This window comes from Streptomyces sp. NPDC090994 (genome assembly GCF_044768905.1).
Taxonomy (GTDB): Bacteria; Actinomycetota; Actinomycetes; order Streptomycetales; family Streptomycetaceae; genus Streptomyces.
In genome coordinates this window covers 22876-40222 of the sequence record NZ_JBIVWS010000011.1, presented here as the reverse complement: position 1 = coordinate 40222, position 17347 = coordinate 22876, and the positions used below count along the sequence as shown (strand labels likewise).

At 71.4% G+C, this 17347-nt stretch carries 17 protein-coding genes; 13 read left to right on the top strand and 4 right to left on the bottom strand.

Annotated features, from left to right (window positions below):
- Positions 1-16: 16 nt before the first annotated feature.
- The 10 genes from ACIQR3_RS22570 to ACIQR3_RS22525 all read left to right on the top strand — a co-directional run bounded on the left by ACIQR3_RS22570 (position 17) and on the right by ACIQR3_RS22525 (position 8881).
- On the top strand, positions 17-1180 hold the full coding sequence (locus ACIQR3_RS22570; protein ID WP_403541629.1) for a DUF2520 domain-containing protein: 1164 nt from the start codon (positions 17-19) through the stop codon (positions 1178-1180).
- Entirely contained in the window at positions 1177-2292 is a 1116-nt protein-coding gene (gene panC, locus ACIQR3_RS22565; protein ID WP_403541627.1) for a pantoate--beta-alanine ligase, read from the top strand. The genes ACIQR3_RS22570 and panC overlap by 4 nt, the downstream gene beginning before the upstream one ends.
- Entirely contained in the window at positions 2289-4091 is a 1803-nt protein-coding gene (locus ACIQR3_RS22560) for an L-aspartate oxidase (RefSeq protein WP_403541624.1), read from the top strand. The genes panC and ACIQR3_RS22560 overlap by 4 nt, the downstream gene beginning before the upstream one ends.
- Positions 4088-5071 (top strand): carboxylating nicotinate-nucleotide diphosphorylase, encoded by a 984-nt coding sequence (gene nadC, locus ACIQR3_RS22555; protein WP_403541621.1) that lies wholly within the window; start codon positions 4088-4090, stop codon positions 5069-5071. The genes ACIQR3_RS22560 and nadC overlap by 4 nt, the downstream gene beginning before the upstream one ends.
- Positions 5072-5078: 7 nt before the next feature.
- Complete coding sequence (locus tag ACIQR3_RS22550) at positions 5079-5876, top strand: type III pantothenate kinase (RefSeq protein WP_403541618.1); 798 nt, start codon at positions 5079-5081, stop codon at positions 5874-5876.
- A 496-nt stretch (positions 5877-6372) separates the two neighbouring features.
- The gene (locus ACIQR3_RS22545; protein ID WP_403541616.1) at positions 6373-6984 is read left to right on the top strand and encodes a hypothetical protein; all 612 of its coding nucleotides are present in this window, start codon (positions 6373-6375) and stop codon (positions 6982-6984) included.
- A gap of 26 nt (positions 6985-7010) precedes the next feature.
- Positions 7011-7178, top strand: a complete 168-nt coding sequence (locus tag ACIQR3_RS22540) for a hypothetical protein (RefSeq protein ID WP_403541613.1) — start codon at positions 7011-7013, stop codon at positions 7176-7178.
- Between the two features lie 116 nt (positions 7179-7294).
- Complete coding sequence (locus ACIQR3_RS22535) at positions 7295-7720, top strand: BlaI/MecI/CopY family transcriptional regulator (protein ID WP_403542000.1); 426 nt, start codon at positions 7295-7297, stop codon at positions 7718-7720.
- Between the two features lie 9 nt (positions 7721-7729).
- Entirely contained in the window at positions 7730-8263 is a 534-nt protein-coding gene (locus tag ACIQR3_RS22530; protein ID WP_189421975.1) for an amino-acid N-acetyltransferase, read from the top strand.
- Positions 8264-8545: 282 nt separating this feature from the next.
- The gene (locus ACIQR3_RS22525; protein ID WP_403541611.1) at positions 8546-8881 is read left to right on the top strand and encodes an Lsr2 family protein; all 336 of its coding nucleotides are present in this window, start codon (positions 8546-8548) and stop codon (positions 8879-8881) included.
- 59 nt (positions 8882-8940) lie between these two features.
- Here the strand turns inward: ACIQR3_RS22525 and ACIQR3_RS22520 are convergent, their stop codons facing one another.
- Positions 8941-9657, bottom strand: coding sequence for an SCO3374 family protein (locus ACIQR3_RS22520; protein ID WP_403541609.1), 717 nt, complete (start codon positions 9655-9657; stop codon positions 8941-8943).
- Positions 9658-10086: 429 nt separating this feature from the next.
- Between ACIQR3_RS22520 and ACIQR3_RS22515 the strand changes: the two genes are divergently transcribed.
- Positions 10087-12612, top strand: a complete 2526-nt coding sequence (locus ACIQR3_RS22515; protein ID WP_403541606.1) for an ATP-dependent Clp protease ATP-binding subunit — start codon at positions 10087-10089, stop codon at positions 12610-12612.
- A gap of 24 nt (positions 12613-12636) precedes the next feature.
- On the opposite strand, the gene ACIQR3_RS22510 is transcribed toward ACIQR3_RS22515, so the two are convergent.
- On the bottom strand, positions 12637-12795 hold the full coding sequence (locus ACIQR3_RS22510; RefSeq protein ID WP_403541604.1) for a hypothetical protein: 159 nt from the start codon (positions 12793-12795) through the stop codon (positions 12637-12639).
- Between the two features lie 50 nt (positions 12796-12845).
- Entirely contained in the window at positions 12846-13529 is a 684-nt protein-coding gene (locus tag ACIQR3_RS22505; protein ID WP_403541601.1) for an HAD family acid phosphatase, read from the bottom strand.
- Positions 13530-14016: 487 nt separating this feature from the next.
- Between ACIQR3_RS22505 and ACIQR3_RS22500 the strand changes: the two genes are divergently transcribed.
- Entirely contained in the window at positions 14017-14679 is a 663-nt protein-coding gene (locus tag ACIQR3_RS22500; protein ID WP_403541599.1) for a M23 family metallopeptidase, read from the top strand.
- A gap of 34 nt (positions 14680-14713) precedes the next feature.
- Here ACIQR3_RS22500 and ACIQR3_RS22495 read toward each other — a convergent pair whose 3' ends face one another.
- The gene (locus ACIQR3_RS22495) at positions 14714-15304 is read right to left on the bottom strand and encodes a TetR/AcrR family transcriptional regulator (protein ID WP_403541596.1); all 591 of its coding nucleotides are present in this window, start codon (positions 15302-15304) and stop codon (positions 14714-14716) included.
- A gap of 143 nt (positions 15305-15447) precedes the next feature.
- Between ACIQR3_RS22495 and ACIQR3_RS22490 the strand changes: the two genes are divergently transcribed.
- Entirely contained in the window at positions 15448-17040 is a 1593-nt protein-coding gene (locus tag ACIQR3_RS22490) for an MDR family MFS transporter (protein WP_403541594.1), read from the top strand.
- Positions 17041-17347: the final 307 nt, after the last annotated feature.

Sequence of the window (17347 nt, the reverse complement as noted above, 5' to 3'; positions counted from 1 at the left end):
GGAAGGCCACCGTCGCGTGAAAACAACCCCACAGCCCGATCCCAGGGACCGCCCCGCGCGGCTCACCGTCGGCGTCGTCGGCGCCGGCCGGGTGGGTCCCGCGCTTGCCGCGTCCCTCCAGCTCGCCGGGCACCGCCCGGTCGCCGCCTCGGGCGTCTCCGACGCCTCCCGGCGACGCGCCGAGGCCCTCCTGCCCGGCGTACCGCTGGTGGAGCCCGCCGAGGTCCTCCAACGCGCCGAGCTGGTCCTCCTCACCGTCCCCGACGACGCCCTGCCCGCCCTGGTGTCCGGCCTCGCCGGGACCGGCGCGATCCGCCCGGGCCAGCTGCTCGTCCACACCTCCGGGCGGTTCGGCACCCGCGTCCTCGACCCCGCCCTGCGGGCCGGCGCCCTGCCGCTCGCCCTGCACCCGGCGATGACCTTCACCGGCACCCCCGTCGACGTACAGCGGCTGGCCGGCTGCTCCTTCGGCGTCACCGCGCCCGAGGAACTGCGGCTGGCCGCCGAGGCGCTGGTCATCGAGATGGGCGGCGAGCCGGAGTGGATCGACGAGGAGAAGCGCCCGCTGTACCACGCGGCCCTCGCCCTCGGCGCCAACCACCTGGTCACCCTGGTCGCCCAGTCCCTGGAGCTGCTGCGCACCGCCGGCGTCGGCGCCCCCGACCGGATGCTCGGCCCGCTGCTCGGCGCGGCCCTGGACAACGCCCTGCGCTCCGGTGACGCGGCCCTGACCGGTCCCGTCGCGCGCGGGGACGCCGGCACGGTCGCCGCGCACATCGAGGAACTGCGCGCGCACGCCCCGGGCACCGTCGCCGGCTACCTGGCCATGGCCCGCGCCACCGCCGACCGGGCCCTCGCCCACGGCCTGCTGGAGCCACGCCTCGCCGAGGATCTGCTGGGGGTGCTTGCGGGAGGGGCTCGGGGGGCTGAGGGGGCTGGAGGGACTGCGGTCACTGACGGGCCTGGGGGGACGGACGGGACCAGGGGGACGGACGGGACCGGGGAGATCGACGGGACCGATGGGACCAAGGGGACCGGGGGAACGCGGGGAACCGATGGCGCCGAAGCACCTGCCGAGCCCGACGGCCCCGCCAGCCCCGTAGACCCCGTAAATCCCGAAGACCCCGAAGACCCCGAAAGCCCCACCGGCCCCACCGGCCCCGAAGGAACCCCCCGATGACCGCCGCCCCCACCCCCGCCCCCACCCCCGCACCCACCCCGACCCCCGCCCTCCTGAGCACCGCCACCGCACTGCACGAGCGTGAGCGCGCCGGACGCCGTGGCCGCCGCGCCGTAGTGATGACCATGGGCGCCCTGCACGAGGGCCACGCCACCCTGATCCGCACCGCCCGCCGGATCGCGGGCCCGGACGGCGAGGTGGTCGTCACCGTCTTCGTCAACCCGCTCCAGTTCGGCGCCGGCGAGGACCTCGACCGCTACCCGCGCACCCTGGACGCCGACCTCGCCCTCGCCGGACGGGCCGGCGCCGACGCCGTCTTCGCCCCGTCCGTCGACGAGGTCTACCCCGGCGGCGAACCCCAGGTCCGCGTCTCGGCCGGCCCCATGGGCGAACGCCTGGAGGGCGCCTCCCGCCCCGGCCACTTCGACGGTGTGCTCACGGTCGTCGCCAAGCTCCTCCACCTCACCCGCCCCGACGTGGCGCTCTACGGCCAGAAGGACGCCCAGCAGCTCGCGCTGATCCGCCGGATGGTCCGGGACCTGAACTTCGGCATCGAGGTCGTCGCCGTCCCCACCGCCCGCGAGGAGGACGGCCTCGCCCTCTCCAGCCGCAACCGCTACCTCTCCCCGGCGGAACGCCGTACCGCCCTCGCCCTCTCCCAGGCCCTGTTCGCCGGCCGCGACCGGCACGCCGCCCAGGAGGCGCTGCGCGCCCGGGCCCGCGAAGTGCCCGCCACGCACGCGCGTGCCGAGGCGCTCGGCAAGCTCGGCGAGTCCCGCGCGGCGGCCGACGCGCACGCCGTCGCCCAGGCGGCCCCGGACGGCCAGGGCGGCCCGGCGGCCGTCCGCGCCGCGGCCCGCCTGGTCCTGGACGACGCCGCCCGCGCCACCCCGCCCCTGCTCCTGGACTACCTGGCCCTGGTGGACCCCTCCGACTTCACCGAGATCGACGAGGACTTCACCGGCGAGGCGGTCCTCGCCGTAGCCGCCCGCGTCGGCACCACCCGCCTGATCGACAACATCCCCCTCACCTTTGGAACCCCCGGAACCCCCGGAACCCCCGGAACCCCCGGAACTGCCGGAACCCCCGAAACCTCCGGAGCCACCACATGACCGGCACAGGCACAGGCACAGCCACAGCTACAGCCACAAGCCCAGGCACAGCCACAAGCCCAGCCACAGCCACAGGCATACGACTGCACGCCCCCGCCCCCGGCTGGGCCATCACCGCCGACGTGGTCGTCGTCGGCTCCGGCGTCGCCGGCCTCACCGCCGCCCTGCGCTGCGAGGCCGCCGGACTGCGCACCGTCGTCGTCACCAAGGCCCGCCTGGATGCCGGCTCCACCCGCTGGGCCCAGGGCGGCATCGCCGCGGCCCTCGGCGAGGGCGACACCCCCGAGCAGCACCTGGACGACACCCTGGTCGCGGGCGTCGGCCTGTGCGACGAGGAGGCGGTCCGCACCCTGGTCACCGAGGGCCCCGACGCCGTACACCGCCTCATCGCCACCGGCGCGCACTTCGACGAGTCGGCCGACGGCGCCCTCCAGCTGACCCGCGAGGGCGGCCACCACCGCCGCCGCATAGCCCACGCGGGCGGCGACGCGACGGGCGCGGAGATCTCCCGGGCCCTGGTCGAGGCCGTACGCGCCCGCGCCGTCCGCACCATCGAGAACGCCCTGGTCCTCGATCTCCTCACGGACCCCGAAGGCCACACGGCTGGCGTCACCCTGCACGTCATGGGCGAGGGCCGGCACGACGGCGTCGGTGCCGTCCACGCCCCCGCCGTCGTCCTCGCCACCGGCGGCATGGGCCAGGTCTTCTCGGCGACGACCAACCCCTCCGTCTCCACCGGCGACGGCGTCGCGCTCGCCCTGCGCGCGGGCGCCGAGGTGAGCGACCTGGAATTCGTCCAGTTCCACCCGACCGTCCTGTTCCTCGGCCGGGACGCGGAGGGCCAGCAGCCCCTGGTCTCGGAGGCGGTACGCGGCGAGGGCGCCCACCTGGTCGACGCGGCCGGCACCCGCTTCATGCTCGGGCAGCACGAACTGGCCGAACTGGCCCCCCGGGACATCGTCGCCAAGGCGATCACGCGCCGCATGCTCGAACAGGACGCCGAGCACATGTACCTGGACGCCCGCCACTTCGGCCCGGCCATGTGGGAGACCCGCTTCCCCACCATCCTCGCCGCCTGCCGCGCCCACGGCATCGACCCGGTCACCGAGCCCATCCCCGTCGCCCCGGCCGCCCACTACGCCTCCGGCGGCGTCCGCACCGACGCCTCGGGCCGCACCACCGTGCCCGGCCTCTACGCGTGCGGCGAGGTCGCCTGCACCGGCGTGCACGGCGCGAACCGCCTGGCCTCCAACAGCCTCCTCGAAGGCCTGGTCTACGCCGAACGCATCGCCGCCGACATCACGGCCACCCCCCGCCCCGCCCGCACCCCCGCCCCCGCCCCGTACGCACACCCCGAACGCCCCGCGCACCCCCTCCTCCCCCCGGAGGCCCGCTTCACCCTCCAGCGGATCATGACCGAGGGCGCCGGCGTACTGCGCTCCGCCGAGTCCCTCACCCGGGCGGCCGACCGCCTCCAGCGCCTCCACGACGAGGCCTGCGCGGCCCTCCACGAGCACGGCAAGACCGCCGAGCCCGGCGTGGACACCTGGGAGACCACCAACCTCCTGTACGTCGCCCGCGCGCTCCTCGCCGCGGCCGTCCTGCGCGAGGAGACCCGGGGCTGCCACTGGCGCGAGGACCACCCCGACCGCGACGACACGGCATGGCGCCGGCACATCGTCGTACGGCTGAACCCGGACGGTGCCCTCGCCGTGCACACCACACAGGCCGCAGACTTTCCCCCGACCGGACAGCCGGCGCGGACCGCCCAAGATCCCTCAGGAGCAGTGACGACGTGAGCACCCACGACCTCCCCCTCGCCCCCGACGGAGGCTGCGGCGACGGCTGCGCCTGCGGAGCCGGGTACGCCGGCGAGGACGACTACCTGGAGTGCGGCCTCGACCCCGCGCTCGCCCAGCTCCTGACCGAAGCCGGCCTCGACCCCGTCGAGATCGAGGACATCGCGAACGTCGCCGTCCAGGAGGACCTGGCGAACGGCGTCGACGTGACGACGGTCGCCACGATCCCCGAGGACGCGGTGGCCACCGCCGACTTCACCGCCCGCGAGGCGGGCGTCGTGGCCGGCCTCAGGGTCGCCGAGGCGGTCCTGTCGGTCGTCTGCACGGACGAGTTCGAGGTGGAACGCCACGTGGACGACGGCGACCGCGTCGAACCCGGCCAGACCCTCCTCTCGGTCACCTCCCGCACCCGCGACCTGCTCACCGCCGAACGCAGCGCGCTGAACATCCTGTGCCGCCTCTCCGGCATCGCGACGGCCACGCGCGCGTGGGCGGACGCCCTGGACGGTACGAAGACGAAGGTCCGCGACACCCGCAAGACCACCCCCGGCCTGCGCAGCCTGGAGAAGTACGCGGTCCGCCGCGGCGGCGGCGTCAACCACCGCATGTCCCTCTCGGACGCGGCCCTGGTCAAGGACAACCACGTGGTGGCCGCGGGCGGCGTCGCCGAGGCCTTCCAGGCCGTCCGCGACCGCTTCCCCGACGTCCCCATCGAGGTCGAGGTCGACACCCTCCACCAGCTCCGCGAGGTCCTGGACGCCGGCGCCGACCTGATCCTCCTCGACAACTTCACCCCCGGCGAATGCGAGGAGGCCGTCGCCCTGGTCGACGGCCGCGCCGCCCTCGAAGCCTCGGGCCGCCTCACCCTGGACAACGCCAAGACCTACGCCGCGACCGGCGTCGACTACCTGGCCGTAGGAGCCCTCACCCACTCCTCGCCCATCCTGGACATCGGCCTCGACCTGCGCCCGGCGGAGTAGACGAACCATGCTGCTGACCATCGACGTGGGCAACACCCACACCGTCCTCGGCCTCTTCGACGGCGACGAGATCGTCGAACACTGGCGCATCTCCACCGACGCCCGCCGCACCGCCGACGAACTGGCGGTCCTCCTCCAGGGCCTCATGGGCATGCACCCGCTGCTCGGCGACGAACTGGGCGACGGCATCGACGGCATCGCCATCTGCGCGACCGTCCCCTCCGTCCTCCACGAACTCCGCGAGGTGACCCGCCGCTACTACGGCGACGTTCCGGCCGTCCTCGTCGAACCGGGCGTCAAGACCGGCGTCCCGATCCTCACCGACAACCCCAAGGAAGTCGGCGCCGACCGCATCATCAACGCGGTCGCCGCCGTCGACCTCTACGGCGGCCCGGCCGTCGTCGTCGACTTCGGCACGGCGACGACGTTCGACGCGGTGTCCGCCCGCGGCGAGTACGTCGGCGGGGTCATCGCCCCCGGCATCGAGATCTCCGTCGACGCCCTGGGCGTCAAGGGCGCCCAGCTCCGCAAGATCGAGGTGGCCCGCCCCCGCAGCGTCATCGGCAAGAACACGGTCGAGGCCATGCAGGCGGGCATCGTGTACGGCTTCGCCGGCCAGGTCGACGGCGTCGTCGGCCGCATGGCCCGCGAACTCGCCGACGACCCGGACGACGTCACGGTCATCGCGACGGGCGGACTCGCGCCGATGGTCCTGGGCGAGTCCTCGGTCATCGACGAACACGAACCGTGGCTGACCCTGATCGGCCTGCGCCTGGTCTACGAACGCAACGTGTCCCGCCTCTGACCGCAGAGACGCGCTCGCATCCACTGCGCGGCGTGGTGACCGACGCGGGTGCGGGAGGCGCGGCCCGGCACGACTGCCCGCGGCGACGCGGCACGCCGTACCGCGCCCGAACCGGCACCCGCGTACGGCGGCGACGCGGGTACGCCGTACCGCGCCCGAACCCGCACCCGCGTACGGCGGCGACGCGGGTACGCCGTACCGCGCCCGAACCCGCACCCGCGTACGGCGGGAAGGGGACGGGGTGGGGGGTGTCCGCCCGCAGCGGTTGGCGCGTCAACACGCTTCACCCCCGTAGGAGACCGATTCCGCGCCGTTCCGAGGACGGACACCCCCCACCCCGGCCCCGACCCACCCGCACACGACTGGGCGCTACACGCACCCCCACCGAACCCGCACAGGCGCCGCAGGCGCACCGTCCCACCCACCCGAGTGGGACCGATACGCCACACCCACCACCCTCTGCCGAGTTTGTCTGATTAGCGCGTATCGTCGCCGCATGCCCACGCCCTACGGATCCCGCGGCGGCCTGGCGTTCGGTGTGGAGGAGCTGCGTGTGCTCCGCCGCGCCCTCGCCCTCGCCCTCAGCCCCAGCCCCGTCTCGACCGAGGACGTCCAGGACTGCCTCCGACTGGCCGAGTCGCTCGACGAGGCGACGCGGGAGAGCGCCCGGCTCCGTGCCTTCCTCCTGGCCGACCTCGCCCGGTACCGCGCCGCCCTCCCCGGTACCGCCGCCGGCTACCTCGCGCTCCTGGACGAGGCGCTGAGCGCCGGCCACCGCCCGGCCCGGGACGACCTCACCGCGCTCGGAGCCCTCCGCGGCAACCCCACCGCCGCCGCCCTCCTCAGGCGCTGCCAGGCCCTCACCCCCACGGTCCCCGCCGCCCGTACCCGCCTCCTCGCCCTCCCCGGCGGCGGCCCCGCCGCCCGCCCCGACCGCGAACCCGACCAGGACCGGGACCGGAAGCCCGGCACCCCCCGCCCCCAGCCCGGCCCGCCCCCGGCCACCCCCAAGCGCCCCGTCCCCACCCCGGGCGAGGTCTTCCCCCGCCGCAAGCCGGCCCCGCCCCCCGGCGCGGGCGCCCCGGGGCAGCACCTCGCGGCAGGCTGACCCGGCCCGGTGGCTACCCTGGGGTCATGGACTACGTCTCCGCGCTCCTGCCCCCGGTCGTCATGGCCGTGCTCTTCATCGCCGTGATCAGGGTGATCGTGAAGACCCAGGGCGGCGCCAACAAGGCCAAGGAGGACGCGGCCGTCGACGCCGCCATCGCGCAGGCGGAGGGTGCCCGCCGGACCGAGGCCTGAGTCGGCCCTTCTCGTCCCATTTGCCGGTGAACCGCACGTCCAGCACGCCCCGGGCGGAATCTCCCACTAGTGTGCTGAACGTGCCTCGCCCATTGGGAGAACTCGAAGACGCGGTCATGACCCGGGTGTGGAAGTGGAACCGCCCGGTGACCGTACGAGAAGTCCTGGAAGATCTCCAGCAGGAACGGTCGATCGCCTACACCACGGTGATGACCGTTCTGGACAATCTCCATCAGAAGGGCTGGGTCCGCCGCGAGGCCGAAGGCCGGGCCTATCGATATGAGGCGGTCTCCACCCGCGCCGCCTACGCCGCCGCCCTGATGAACGACGCGTGGTCCCAGAGCGACAACCCGGCCGCCGCCCTCATCGCCTTCTTCGGCATGATGAGCGAGGAACAGCGGCAGGCCCTGCGGGACGCCATCCGCATCGTCCAGGGCCCCGAAACACCCGAGCCCCAGAACCTCCCGCAGAACCCTCCCCGGAACCTCCCGCGGAACCCTCCCCAGAACCCCGGCTCCGCACCCGGACCCGATGAGCGATAACGTCCGCTCATGTCAGCAGTGAGCCCCGAAGTCACCGCAAAAGCCATCACCGTACGCCGGGCCCGCACCAGCGATGTCCCCTCCGTCCGCCGGCTCCTCGACGCCTACGTACGCGGCCGCATCCTGCTCGACAAAGCGACGGTGACGCTTTACGAGGACATCCAGGAGTTCTGGGTCGCGGAGCGGGACGACAACGCCGAGGTGGTCGGCTGCGGAGCCCTGCACGTGATGTGGGAAGACCTCGCGGAAGTACGGACTCTCGCGGTGAAGCCCGGCCTGAAGGGCGCGGGCGTCGGTCATCAGTTGCTGGAGAAGTTGCTGGAGACCGCGCGCTGGCTCGGCGTTCGCCGGGTTTTCTGTCTGACCTTCGAAGTCGACTTCTTCGGCAAGCACGGCTTCGTGGAGATCGGCGAGACGCCGGTCGACACCGATGTCTATGCGGAGCTGCTCCGTTCCTATGACGAGGGCGTCGCGGAGTTCCTGGGCCTCGAACGAGTGAAACCGAACACCTTGGGCAACAGCCGGATGCTTCTGCATCTGTGATCGCCACCGCCGGGTCTCCCGCATCTCCCGGTTCTGCCGCACGTGATCCGCACACATCCGCCAGGTTTATTCCCCCTAGGCGGCCCCTCGCGGGTGCCCTTTGTCCGAAACGCACATGTTCCGGCCCCGATGTGGGGTCGCTGCTCTCCGCCGGGGGTTTGTGTTTTTCCGGCAAAAGCGGTTTGCTTTCCGACGTACTGCAGTACTGCATATAACAAGGGGCGGCGATACGGCGGACCCCGGCGGACCCCACCCCTCAAGTTATCGATGAAAGGAAATCCGGTGGCACAGAAGGTTCAGGTCCTTCTTGTCGATGACCTCGACGGCGGCGAGGCTGACGAGACCGTGACGTTCGCGCTGGACGGCAAGACGTACGAGATCGATCTCACCACTGCCAATGCGGACAAGCTCCGTGACCTTCTCGACCCTTACGTGAAGGGCGGCCGGCGCACCGGAGGCCGTGCTTCCGGTGGACGTGGCAAGACCCGCGCCGCTTCCGGCGGCAGCCAGGACACCGCGGCGATCCGCGCCTGGGCGAAGGAGAACGGTTACGAGGTCAACGACCGCGGCCGCGTTCCGGCGACCATTCGCGAGGCCTACGAGAAGGCCAACGGCTGATCACGGGTTCCGCCGCCCGGATCACCGTCGGACACCCGGCGACGGAATCGGCGGCGCGCTCACCGGCGTCCCTGCGAGCGCGGCGGGCCCGCGCCCCGCAGCCGGACGCGGTGGCAGTGCGTGGCCACCGTGTCGACCAGCCGTACCAGATCGGGTGCGCGACCGGGGGCGCCCCCAACGCCCCCAAGAGCCCCGACAGCCGACAGCGTCGGCAACGAGGCTTCGACCTCACTCCCCGGCACGGGGGGCCGCAACCACACAGCGGCCCCCTGCCAACCGCCACCGGGCACCACGTCTCCCGCGATCCGGCCCGCCCGGCAGGACACCGTGCCGTCCGCCCGGCAGGACACCGTGCCGTCCGCCCGGCAGGGCACCGCCTCCGCCACCAGCCCCGCCGCCCCGCACGGCACCGGCGCCTCCACGAAGCCGTCCGCCCCGCTCGCCGACAGGTCCAGCGGCAGCGACCCCCACTCCAGCCACCGCAGCAGCCCCGGCAGTTCCTCCGCGCTGCCCGCGGCCACCAGCAGCAGCATCCGGTCGCCCCGCAGCGCCACCGGAGCGTGCGCGCCGAGCCGCCCCAGGGACGCGAGCCCGGCCTCGGCCGGAACGTCCAGGACGTCGAAGCGGACGCCGGTGCGCAGCCGTACCGGAATCCCCGGCGCCGTCTCCCAGCCCAGTTCGCACTCGTACCACCGCCGCACCCGCTCCCACGGCACGGCAGAAACATCCGGGTACGCGCAAGCGCCCGGAGGGACCGCGGGTGTGACACCGACCATGCCAGGAGCAACCGCGCCGAGAGCGGCGAGTTACGGTGGGTGGCCGAGTGGATGCGCAGGGTGCTGAGCGAGGGGGCGTGCGGGGGTGCGGCGAGGCGCAAGGTTGTTCGCCCGTAGCGGAGGGAAACGGTGTGCGCGGCATGGACTGTCAGTCCGAGCGGGTAAGACATCCCTAGTGGGAGGGGGCGACACGCAGAAAAGGCCGTCTCGCGTTCGCCATCGGCGTACTGGCGACTGGGGTAAGTGCCTGGCCTGCGGGAACATCGTCTCGCACCATCGGGTTGGAGCAGATGTCGGCGTTGCGGGTCAGGAGGCCATCGACGGTGTCGGCAGTTGGAATGAGCGGTCCCCGCTTGCGGGACTAAGCTGCGGAAGGACAGGGAGGGGAAGTTCCCCTTACTGCCTGACCGCTCTGAGGAGCGATTAACGATGTTCGAGAGGTTCACCGACCGCGCGCGGCGGGTTGTCGTCCTGGCTCAGGAAGAAGCCCGGATGCTCAACCACAACTACATCGGCACCGAGCACATCCTCCTGGGCCTGATCCACGAGGGTGAGGGTGTCGCCGCCAAGGCCCTTGAGAGCCTCGGGATTTCGCTCGAGGCGGTCCGCCAGCAGGTGGAGGAGATCATCGGCCAGGGCCAGCAGGCCCCGTCGGGTCACATCCCCTTCACCCCCCGTGCCAAGAAGGTCCTGGAGCTGTCGCTCCGCGAGGCCCTTCAGCTGGGCCACAACTACATCGGCACGGAGCACATCCTGCTCGGCCTGATCCGTGAGGGCGAGGGCGTCGCCGCCCAGGTCCTGGTCAAGCTGGGCGCAGACCTCAACCGGGTGCGGCAGCAGGTCATCCAGCTGCTCTCCGGTTACCAGGGCAAGGAGACCGCCACCGCCGGCGGCCCTGCCGAGGGCACCCCCTCGACGTCCCTGGTCCTCGACCAGTTCGGCCGGAACCTCACCCAGGCCGCTCGTGAGTCCAAGCTCGACCCGGTCATCGGGCGCGAGAAGGAGATCGAGCGGGTCATGCAGGTGCTGTCCCGCCGTACGAAGAACAACCCGGTCCTGATCGGTGAGCCCGGTGTCGGCAAGACCGCCGTCGTCGAGGGCCTCGCGCAGGCCATCGTCAAGGGCGAGGTGCCCGAGACCCTCAAGGACAAGCACCTCTACACCCTGGACCTCGGCGCGCTGGTCGCCGGCTCCCGCTACCGCGGTGACTTCGAGGAGCGCCTGAAGAAGGTGCTCAAGGAGATCCGCACCCGCGGCGACATCATCCTGTTCATCGACGAGCTGCACACGCTGGTCGGTGCGGGTGCCGCCGAGGGCGCCATCGACGCCGCCTCGATCCTGAAGCCGATGCTGGCCCGCGGTGAGCTGCAGACCATCGGCGCCACCACCCTGGACGAGTACCGCAAGCACCTGGAGAAGGACGCGGCCCTGGAGCGCCGCTTCCAGCCCATCCAGGTCGCCGAGCCCTCGCTCCCGCACACCATCGAGATCCTCAAGGGCCTCCGGGACCGCTACGAGGCCCACCACCGTGTCTCCATCACGGACGAGGCCCTCGTCCAGGCGGCCACCCTGGCCGACCGGTACATCTCGGACCGCTTCCTCCCGGACAAGGCGATCGACCTGATCGACGAGGCCGGCTCCCGGATGCGCATCCGCCGGATGACCGCGCCGCCGGACCTGCGCGAGTTCGACGAGAAGATCGCCGGCGTCCGCCGCGACAAGGAGTCCGCGATCGACTCGCAGGACTTCGAGAAGGCCGCCTCCCTGCGGGACAAGGAGAAGCAGCTCCTCGCCGCGAAGGCCAAGCGGGAGAAGGAGTGGAAGGCCGGCGACATGGACGTCGTCGCCGAGGTCGACGGCGAGCTGATCGCCGAGGTCCTCGCGACCGCCACCGGCATCCCGGTCTTCAAGCTCACCGAGGAGGAGTCCTCGCGACTCCTGCGCATGGAGGACGAGCTGCACAAGCGGGTCATCGGCCAGAAGGACGCCGTCAAGGCGCTCTCGAAGGCGATCCGCCGTACGCGGGCCGGTCTGAAGGACCCGAAGCGTCCGGGTGGCTCGTTCATCTTCGCCGGTCCGTCCGGTGTCGGTAAGACCGAGCTGTCCAAGGCCCTCGCCGAGTTCCTCTTCGGTGACGAGGACGCGCTGATCTCCCTCGACATGTCGGAGTTCAGCGAGAAGCACACGGTGTCGCGTCTCTTCGGTTCGCCCCCCGGTTACGTGGGCTACGAAGAGGGCGGCCAGCTGACCGAGAAGGTCCGCCGCAAGCCGTTCTCCGTCGTCCTCTTCGACGAGGTCGAGAAGGCCCACCCGGACATCTTCAACTCGCTGCTGCAGATCCTGGAGGACGGTCGCCTGACCGACTCCCAGGGCCGGGTCGTGGACTTCAAGAACACGGTCATCATCATGACGACCAACCTCGGCACCCGGGACATCTCCAAGGGCTTCAACCTCGGCTTCGCCGCCGCGGGCGACACGAAGACCAACTACGAGCGCATGAAGAACAAGGTCTCGGACGAGCTGAAGCAGCACTTCCGGCCCGAGTTCCTCAACCGCGTCGACGACGTGGTCGTCTTCCCGCAGCTGACCCAGGAGGACATCCTCGCGATCGTCGACCTGATGATCGGCAAGGTGGACGAGCGCCTCAAGGACCGGGACATGGGCCTGGAGCTCTCCCAGTCCGCCAAGGAGCTGCTGTCCAAGAAGGGTTACGACCCGGTGCTGGGCGCGCGTCCGCTGCGTCGCACGATCCAGCGCGAGATCGAGGACACGCTGTCGGAGAAGATCCTCTTCGGCGAGCTGCGCCCCGGCCACATCGTGGTCGTGGACACCGAGGGCGAGGGCGACGCCAAGACCTTCACCTTCCGGGGTGAGGAGAAGTCGGCGCTCCCCGACGTCCCGCCGATCGAGCAGGCGGCCGGCGGTGCCGGACCGAACCTGAGCAAGGAGGCGTAAGCCTCGACGAGAAGGGGCCGGTGCTCACCAGAGCACCGGCCCCTTCTCCATGTCCGCCTCCATGTCCGCCTCCATGTCCGCCTCCATGTCCGCCTCCATGTCCGCCTCCATGCCCGCGCACGGGGCCGTACGTGCCCGCACGGCGCCGTACGCCCCGCGCAGGGGGCTCGTACGCGCCCGCACGGGCCCGGCGCAAGCCCGCACCCGCACGCGCCCGCCAGGGCCGCCGGAGGCTACGACAGCTGTCCGTCGTAGTCCGGCAGCTTGAACGTCTTCTCCGCGTGGCCGCCCGACAGGTCACTGGCGCTGTTGCCGATGTTGGCGATGATCGTGTAGCCCTGGGACTCGATGGCGACGCGCTGGGCGGTCTTGTAGGCGGCGACGTCCTCGAAGAGGTCGAAGAACCCGCGGACGTACAGGCCGGAGACCTCGTAGCCGGCCTGGTCGAGGTTGTACTCCGTCGGCGCGTAGAGGATGCCAGGGCGGGCGGTCACGAAGAACAGGGCGACGCCGTGCTCCTGGGCGTACTGGGCGGCCTCCAGCACCGGCTGGTTGGCGGGTTGCGGGAAGCTGAAGCCGAAGTCGGTCTCCAGCGAGGTGTTGTCGATGTCGAGGACGACGGCCTGCTTCTCACCGGGGCCCGCGGCGGCGATGCGCTGCTTCAGATAGGGCAGCGCCTGGCCCATCACGGCCCGGCAGTCCCGCTGCCAGGTGTCGTAGCCGACGTCCGCGGCGGCGGAGGCCGTCACGGCGGTGGACGTCACGGCGGTGGACGCCACAGCGGAGGCCGTCACGGCGGCGGAGCCGGTGGGCGCGGGCGCGCTCGTCGCCGCCTCGGCGGGCGCCGCGAGGGAGACGAGGCCCGCCGCGGAGACGGTGGTCACGGCGAGCCGACGCAGCCAGGGGCGTCTGGTCATAGGGGCTTCTCCCGTTCGTGCGAGCCGTACACGCTGCTTGTTTTTGTTGTCGCGTGCATGCTCGATGCCGAGAGTGGCGCGGGAGGAACTGTGGGGTTACCAGTGGGTAAGTAGTGGTGGGCGCACCCCGGTCGCGCCCGGTGCGGGAGTAGTCCCGGTCACAATCCACCGGTCGTCGATCGCGGCCGCCAGTGACTTGCCGCACAGGAGATCTGGGGGGTACTACGCGGAATAGTGGAAGAGGCGAGAACTGACAAAACGGGCATATCTCTACCCGGAGGCCTCGCGCACCCGCCCCTCTGACCTGCTTTGTCCTGAATGAGAAGCCTGTCGAGAGAAGAGAAGTTTCGACCTCAATTACTACTTACCGTCGTAGGTCACACCTTTGTGCGGGTACGGCCGGGTGGGTTACCAATGTGGAGCCCGCCCGGTGAGCGACTGTTCGTCGGATGGGCGTTTCCTTGATCCCGTCCCCATGAGGTTCCGCATGTCTCCGCGTGTCACGTCCCGCTCTTCCCGTACGACCGCCATCCGCACCCGCGCCGCAGTCCTGGCCGCCGGCCTGGGAGCCTCGGTCGCGCTGGGAGCCGGGGTCGCGGCAGCCGCCGACACCACGGCGGCCTCCAGCACCGCCGGTGCCGTCCAGGCGCAGGCCGAGGCCCAGGCCAAGGCCGCGAAGACCGCCACCGCCAAGAAGGCCGAGACCAAGCAGGCCGCCGCCAAGAAGGCCGCCTCCTGGGTCGACCCGGTCAAGAGCTACACGCTCAGCGCCAAGTTCAACCAGGCCGGCGGCATGTGGTCGGCCAAGCACAGCGGCCAGGACTTCGCCGTGCCCAGCGGTACCAACGTGATGGCCGTGCACGGCGGCACCGTCGTCAAGGCCGGCGGCAACGGCGCCGGTGACGGCCCCGCCTACGGCAACGCCATCGTCATCAAGCACAGCAACGGCACGTACTCCCAGTACGCCCACCTGTCGCGGATCGACGTGAAGGTGGGCCAGGTCGTCACCACCGGCCAGCACATCGCCGCCTCCGGTTCCACCGGCAACTCCAGCGGCCCGCACCTGCACTTCGAGATCCGTACGACCCCGAACTACGGCTCGGCCGTCGACCCGGTGGCCTTCCTGCGCTCGCACGGCGTGACCGTCTGACGGGTGTCAGGGCGGGCGTGACCCGACAAGAGCCTCAGTCGCCCTGATGGGCCTGGGTGATCAGATCGATGGCGACCTCGAGAACGGCCTTGCGCTTGGTCTCGGGGTCGCCTTCCAGGTCGTGCAGGACGAACATCCCCGCGTGCAGCGTGAACAGCGCGCTGACGCAGCGCACCTGGTCGGTCATGTCCGCCTCGGGGTCGACCAGGATGTCCTTCAGGCTCAGCGTGCGGCTCTTGAGCATCTCGCCGATGCGCAGTTCCCGTATCGTCGCCTGGTTCTCCTGCATGAAGCGGAACAGCGGCGCGGCGCCCGACAGGGCCGCGCTGTACCGGCGCACTATCTCCTGCTTCGTCTCCAGGGAACGGGGCTGTTCCAGCCCCCACTCGATCAGCTCCTCCATGGGCTGCGTGAGGTCCTCGAAGATGCTGACCAGGATCTCTTCCTTGGTCTTGAAGTGGTAGTAGAGCGCCGCCTTCGTGACCTCCAGGCGCTCGGCTATCTCGCGCAGGGAGGTCTTCTCGTACCCCTGCTCGGCGAAGAGTTCGAGCGCCACGTCCTGGATGCGCTGGCGGGTGTCCCCGCGGCGTCGGTGCTGCTTGGTGCCGTCCATCGTGTCGCCCATCCTCCTACGTCACCTCCGCTCCGCGCACGTCCCGGGCTTTCCGGAAAACTTACTTGACGCCCGGCTAGTTGCGCGGCTACCTTCCGAGTGTAGTCACTAGCCGGGCGGCAAGTAAGTCCCCGGAGGCTGGGGGAGACGGAGCGATGGCGGAAACAGCGACGGCCGGGGCGGCCGGCGAAAAGCAACCGAGGAGCGTGCGGGTCGTCCTGCTGGCGCTCATGATCGCGATGATGCTCGCGATGCTGGACAACATGATCATCGGCACCGCGATGCCGACGATCGTCGGCGAGCTGGGCGGACTCGAACACCTCTCCTGGGTGGTCACCGCGTACACCCTCGCCACCGCGGCCGCCACGCCGCTGTGGGGCAAGCTCGGCGACATGTACGGCCGCAAGGGCACGTTCATGACGTCGATCGTCCTGTTCCTGATCGGCTCGGCGCTCAGCGGCATGGCGCAGGACATGGGCCAGCTCATCGGCTTCCGCGCCGTGCAGGGCCTGGGCGCCGGCGGTCTGATGGTCGGCGTCATGGCGATCATCGGCGACCTGATACCGCCCCGCGAGCGCGGCAAGTACCAGGGCATGATGGCCGGCGTCATGGCGCTGGCGATGATCGGCGGACCGCTGGTCGGCGGCACCATCACCGACCACTGGGGCTGGCGCTGGTCCTTCTACATCAACCTGCCGCTGGGTGCCGTCGCGCTGGTGCTGATCAGCGTCGTCCTGCACCTGCCGAAGAAGCGGGCCGAGGCGCGCATCGACTATCTCGGCGCCGCGCTGCTGACCATCGGCATCACCGCCATCGTCCTGGTCACCACCTGGGGCGGCACGGAGTACGCGTGGACCTCCGCGCGGATCATGGAGCTGATCGGCATTGGGGTCGCCGCGCTGGTCGGGTTCGTGTTCTGGCAGACCAGGGCCGCCGAGCCGATCATGCCGCTGCACATCTTCCGCAGCCGCAACTTCACGCTGATGTCCGTGATCGGCTTCATCACCGGCTTCGTGATGTTCGGCGCCACGCTCTTCCTGCCGCTGTACCAGCAGTCGGTGCAGGGCGCGTCCGCGACCAACTCCGGGCTGCTGCTCCTGCCGATGCTGGGCGCGATGCTGGTCACGTCGATGGTGGCGGGCCGGGTGACCACCAACACCGGCCGGTACAAGATCTTCCCGATAGCCGGCGGCGTGCTGATGACGGTGGGGCTGTTCCTGCTGTCGCTGATGGACACGGAGACCTCGCGGTTCACGTCCGGGGTGTACATGGCCGTCGTGGGTCTCGGCATGGGCTGCCTGATGCAGATCACGATGCTGGTCGCGCAGAACAGCGTGGAGATGAAGGACATGGGCGTGGCCTCCTCGTCCACCACCCTCTTCCGCACCCTCGGCTCCTCCTTCGGCGTCGCGATCATGGGCGCGCTCTTCAACCACCGCGTCCAGGACGTGATGGCCGAGCGGGCCGGGGACCTGGGCTCGAAGGTGACCGAGCAGTCGGCCCAGCTGGACGCGGCGAGCCTCGCCGAGCTGCCGGCACTGGCCCGCGAGGCGTACCAGCACGCCGTGTCGGCCGGCACCCACGGGGCGTTCCTGCTCGGCGCCGGGGTGGCGGTGCTCGCGCTGGTCGCGGCGGTGTTCGTCAAGGAGGTCCCGCTGAAGGGGACGGGCCCGAAGACGGACCAAGCCCCCGGGGACGGGCCGGGCGAGGGCGCGGCGCTGAAGGCACCGGCGGCCGAGGCGGTCTGACAGCGACCGGACGGCTGCCCGGCCGCTGCGCCGGTCAGCCGTCCGGCACAGCGGCTGAGCGACTGTCCGGCACAGTGACCGGGCAGGTGCCGGGGAGTCGGCCGCCGGAAGCTGCCGGGCAGGTGCCGGCAGCCGACTGCCGGAAGCCGCCGGCAGCCGACTGCCGGCAGCCGCCGGGAAGGTGCCGGAGAGCCGGCCGTCGGAAGTGGCCGGGCGGATGCCAGAGAGCCGGCCGCCGGAAGCTGCCGGGCCGCTGACTGACCGCCGTCGGCAGCCGTCACAGCTGTCGGTAGCCGTCACGGCTGTC

What these genes read in the sequence shown, in the direction of transcription:
- ACIQR3_RS22500 (WP_403541599.1), top strand. Translation starts at nt 14,017, where the DNA reads ATGTCTCCGCGTGTCACGTCCCGCTCTTCCCGTACGACCGCCATCCGC.
- ACIQR3_RS22520 (WP_403541609.1), bottom strand. Translation starts at nt 9,657, where the DNA reads ATGGTCGGTGTCACACCCGCGGTCCCTCCGGGCGCTTGCGCGTACCCG.
- ACIQR3_RS22545 (WP_403541616.1), top strand. Translation starts at nt 6,373, where the DNA reads ATGCCCACGCCCTACGGATCCCGCGGCGGCCTGGCGTTCGGTGTGGAG.
- ACIQR3_RS22540 (WP_403541613.1), top strand. Translation starts at nt 7,011, where the DNA reads ATGGACTACGTCTCCGCGCTCCTGCCCCCGGTCGTCATGGCCGTGCTC.
- ACIQR3_RS22495 (WP_403541596.1), bottom strand. Translation starts at nt 15,304, where the DNA reads ATGGGCGACACGATGGACGGCACCAAGCAGCACCGACGCCGCGGGGAC.
- ACIQR3_RS22515 (WP_403541606.1), top strand. Translation starts at nt 10,087, where the DNA reads ATGTTCGAGAGGTTCACCGACCGCGCGCGGCGGGTTGTCGTCCTGGCT.
- ACIQR3_RS22550 (WP_403541618.1), top strand. Translation starts at nt 5,079, where the DNA reads ATGCTGCTGACCATCGACGTGGGCAACACCCACACCGTCCTCGGCCTC.
- ACIQR3_RS22490 (WP_403541594.1), top strand. Translation starts at nt 15,448, where the DNA reads ATGGCGGAAACAGCGACGGCCGGGGCGGCCGGCGAAAAGCAACCGAGG.
- ACIQR3_RS22560 (WP_403541624.1), top strand. Translation starts at nt 2,289, where the DNA reads ATGACCGGCACAGGCACAGGCACAGCCACAGCTACAGCCACAAGCCCA.
- panC (WP_403541627.1), top strand. Translation starts at nt 1,177, where the DNA reads ATGACCGCCGCCCCCACCCCCGCCCCCACCCCCGCACCCACCCCGACC.
- ACIQR3_RS22535 (WP_403542000.1), top strand. Translation starts at nt 7,295, where the DNA reads ATGACCCGGGTGTGGAAGTGGAACCGCCCGGTGACCGTACGAGAAGTC.
- ACIQR3_RS22530 (WP_189421975.1), top strand. Translation starts at nt 7,730, where the DNA reads ATGTCAGCAGTGAGCCCCGAAGTCACCGCAAAAGCCATCACCGTACGC.
- ACIQR3_RS22505 (WP_403541601.1), bottom strand. Translation starts at nt 13,529, where the DNA reads ATGACCAGACGCCCCTGGCTGCGTCGGCTCGCCGTGACCACCGTCTCC.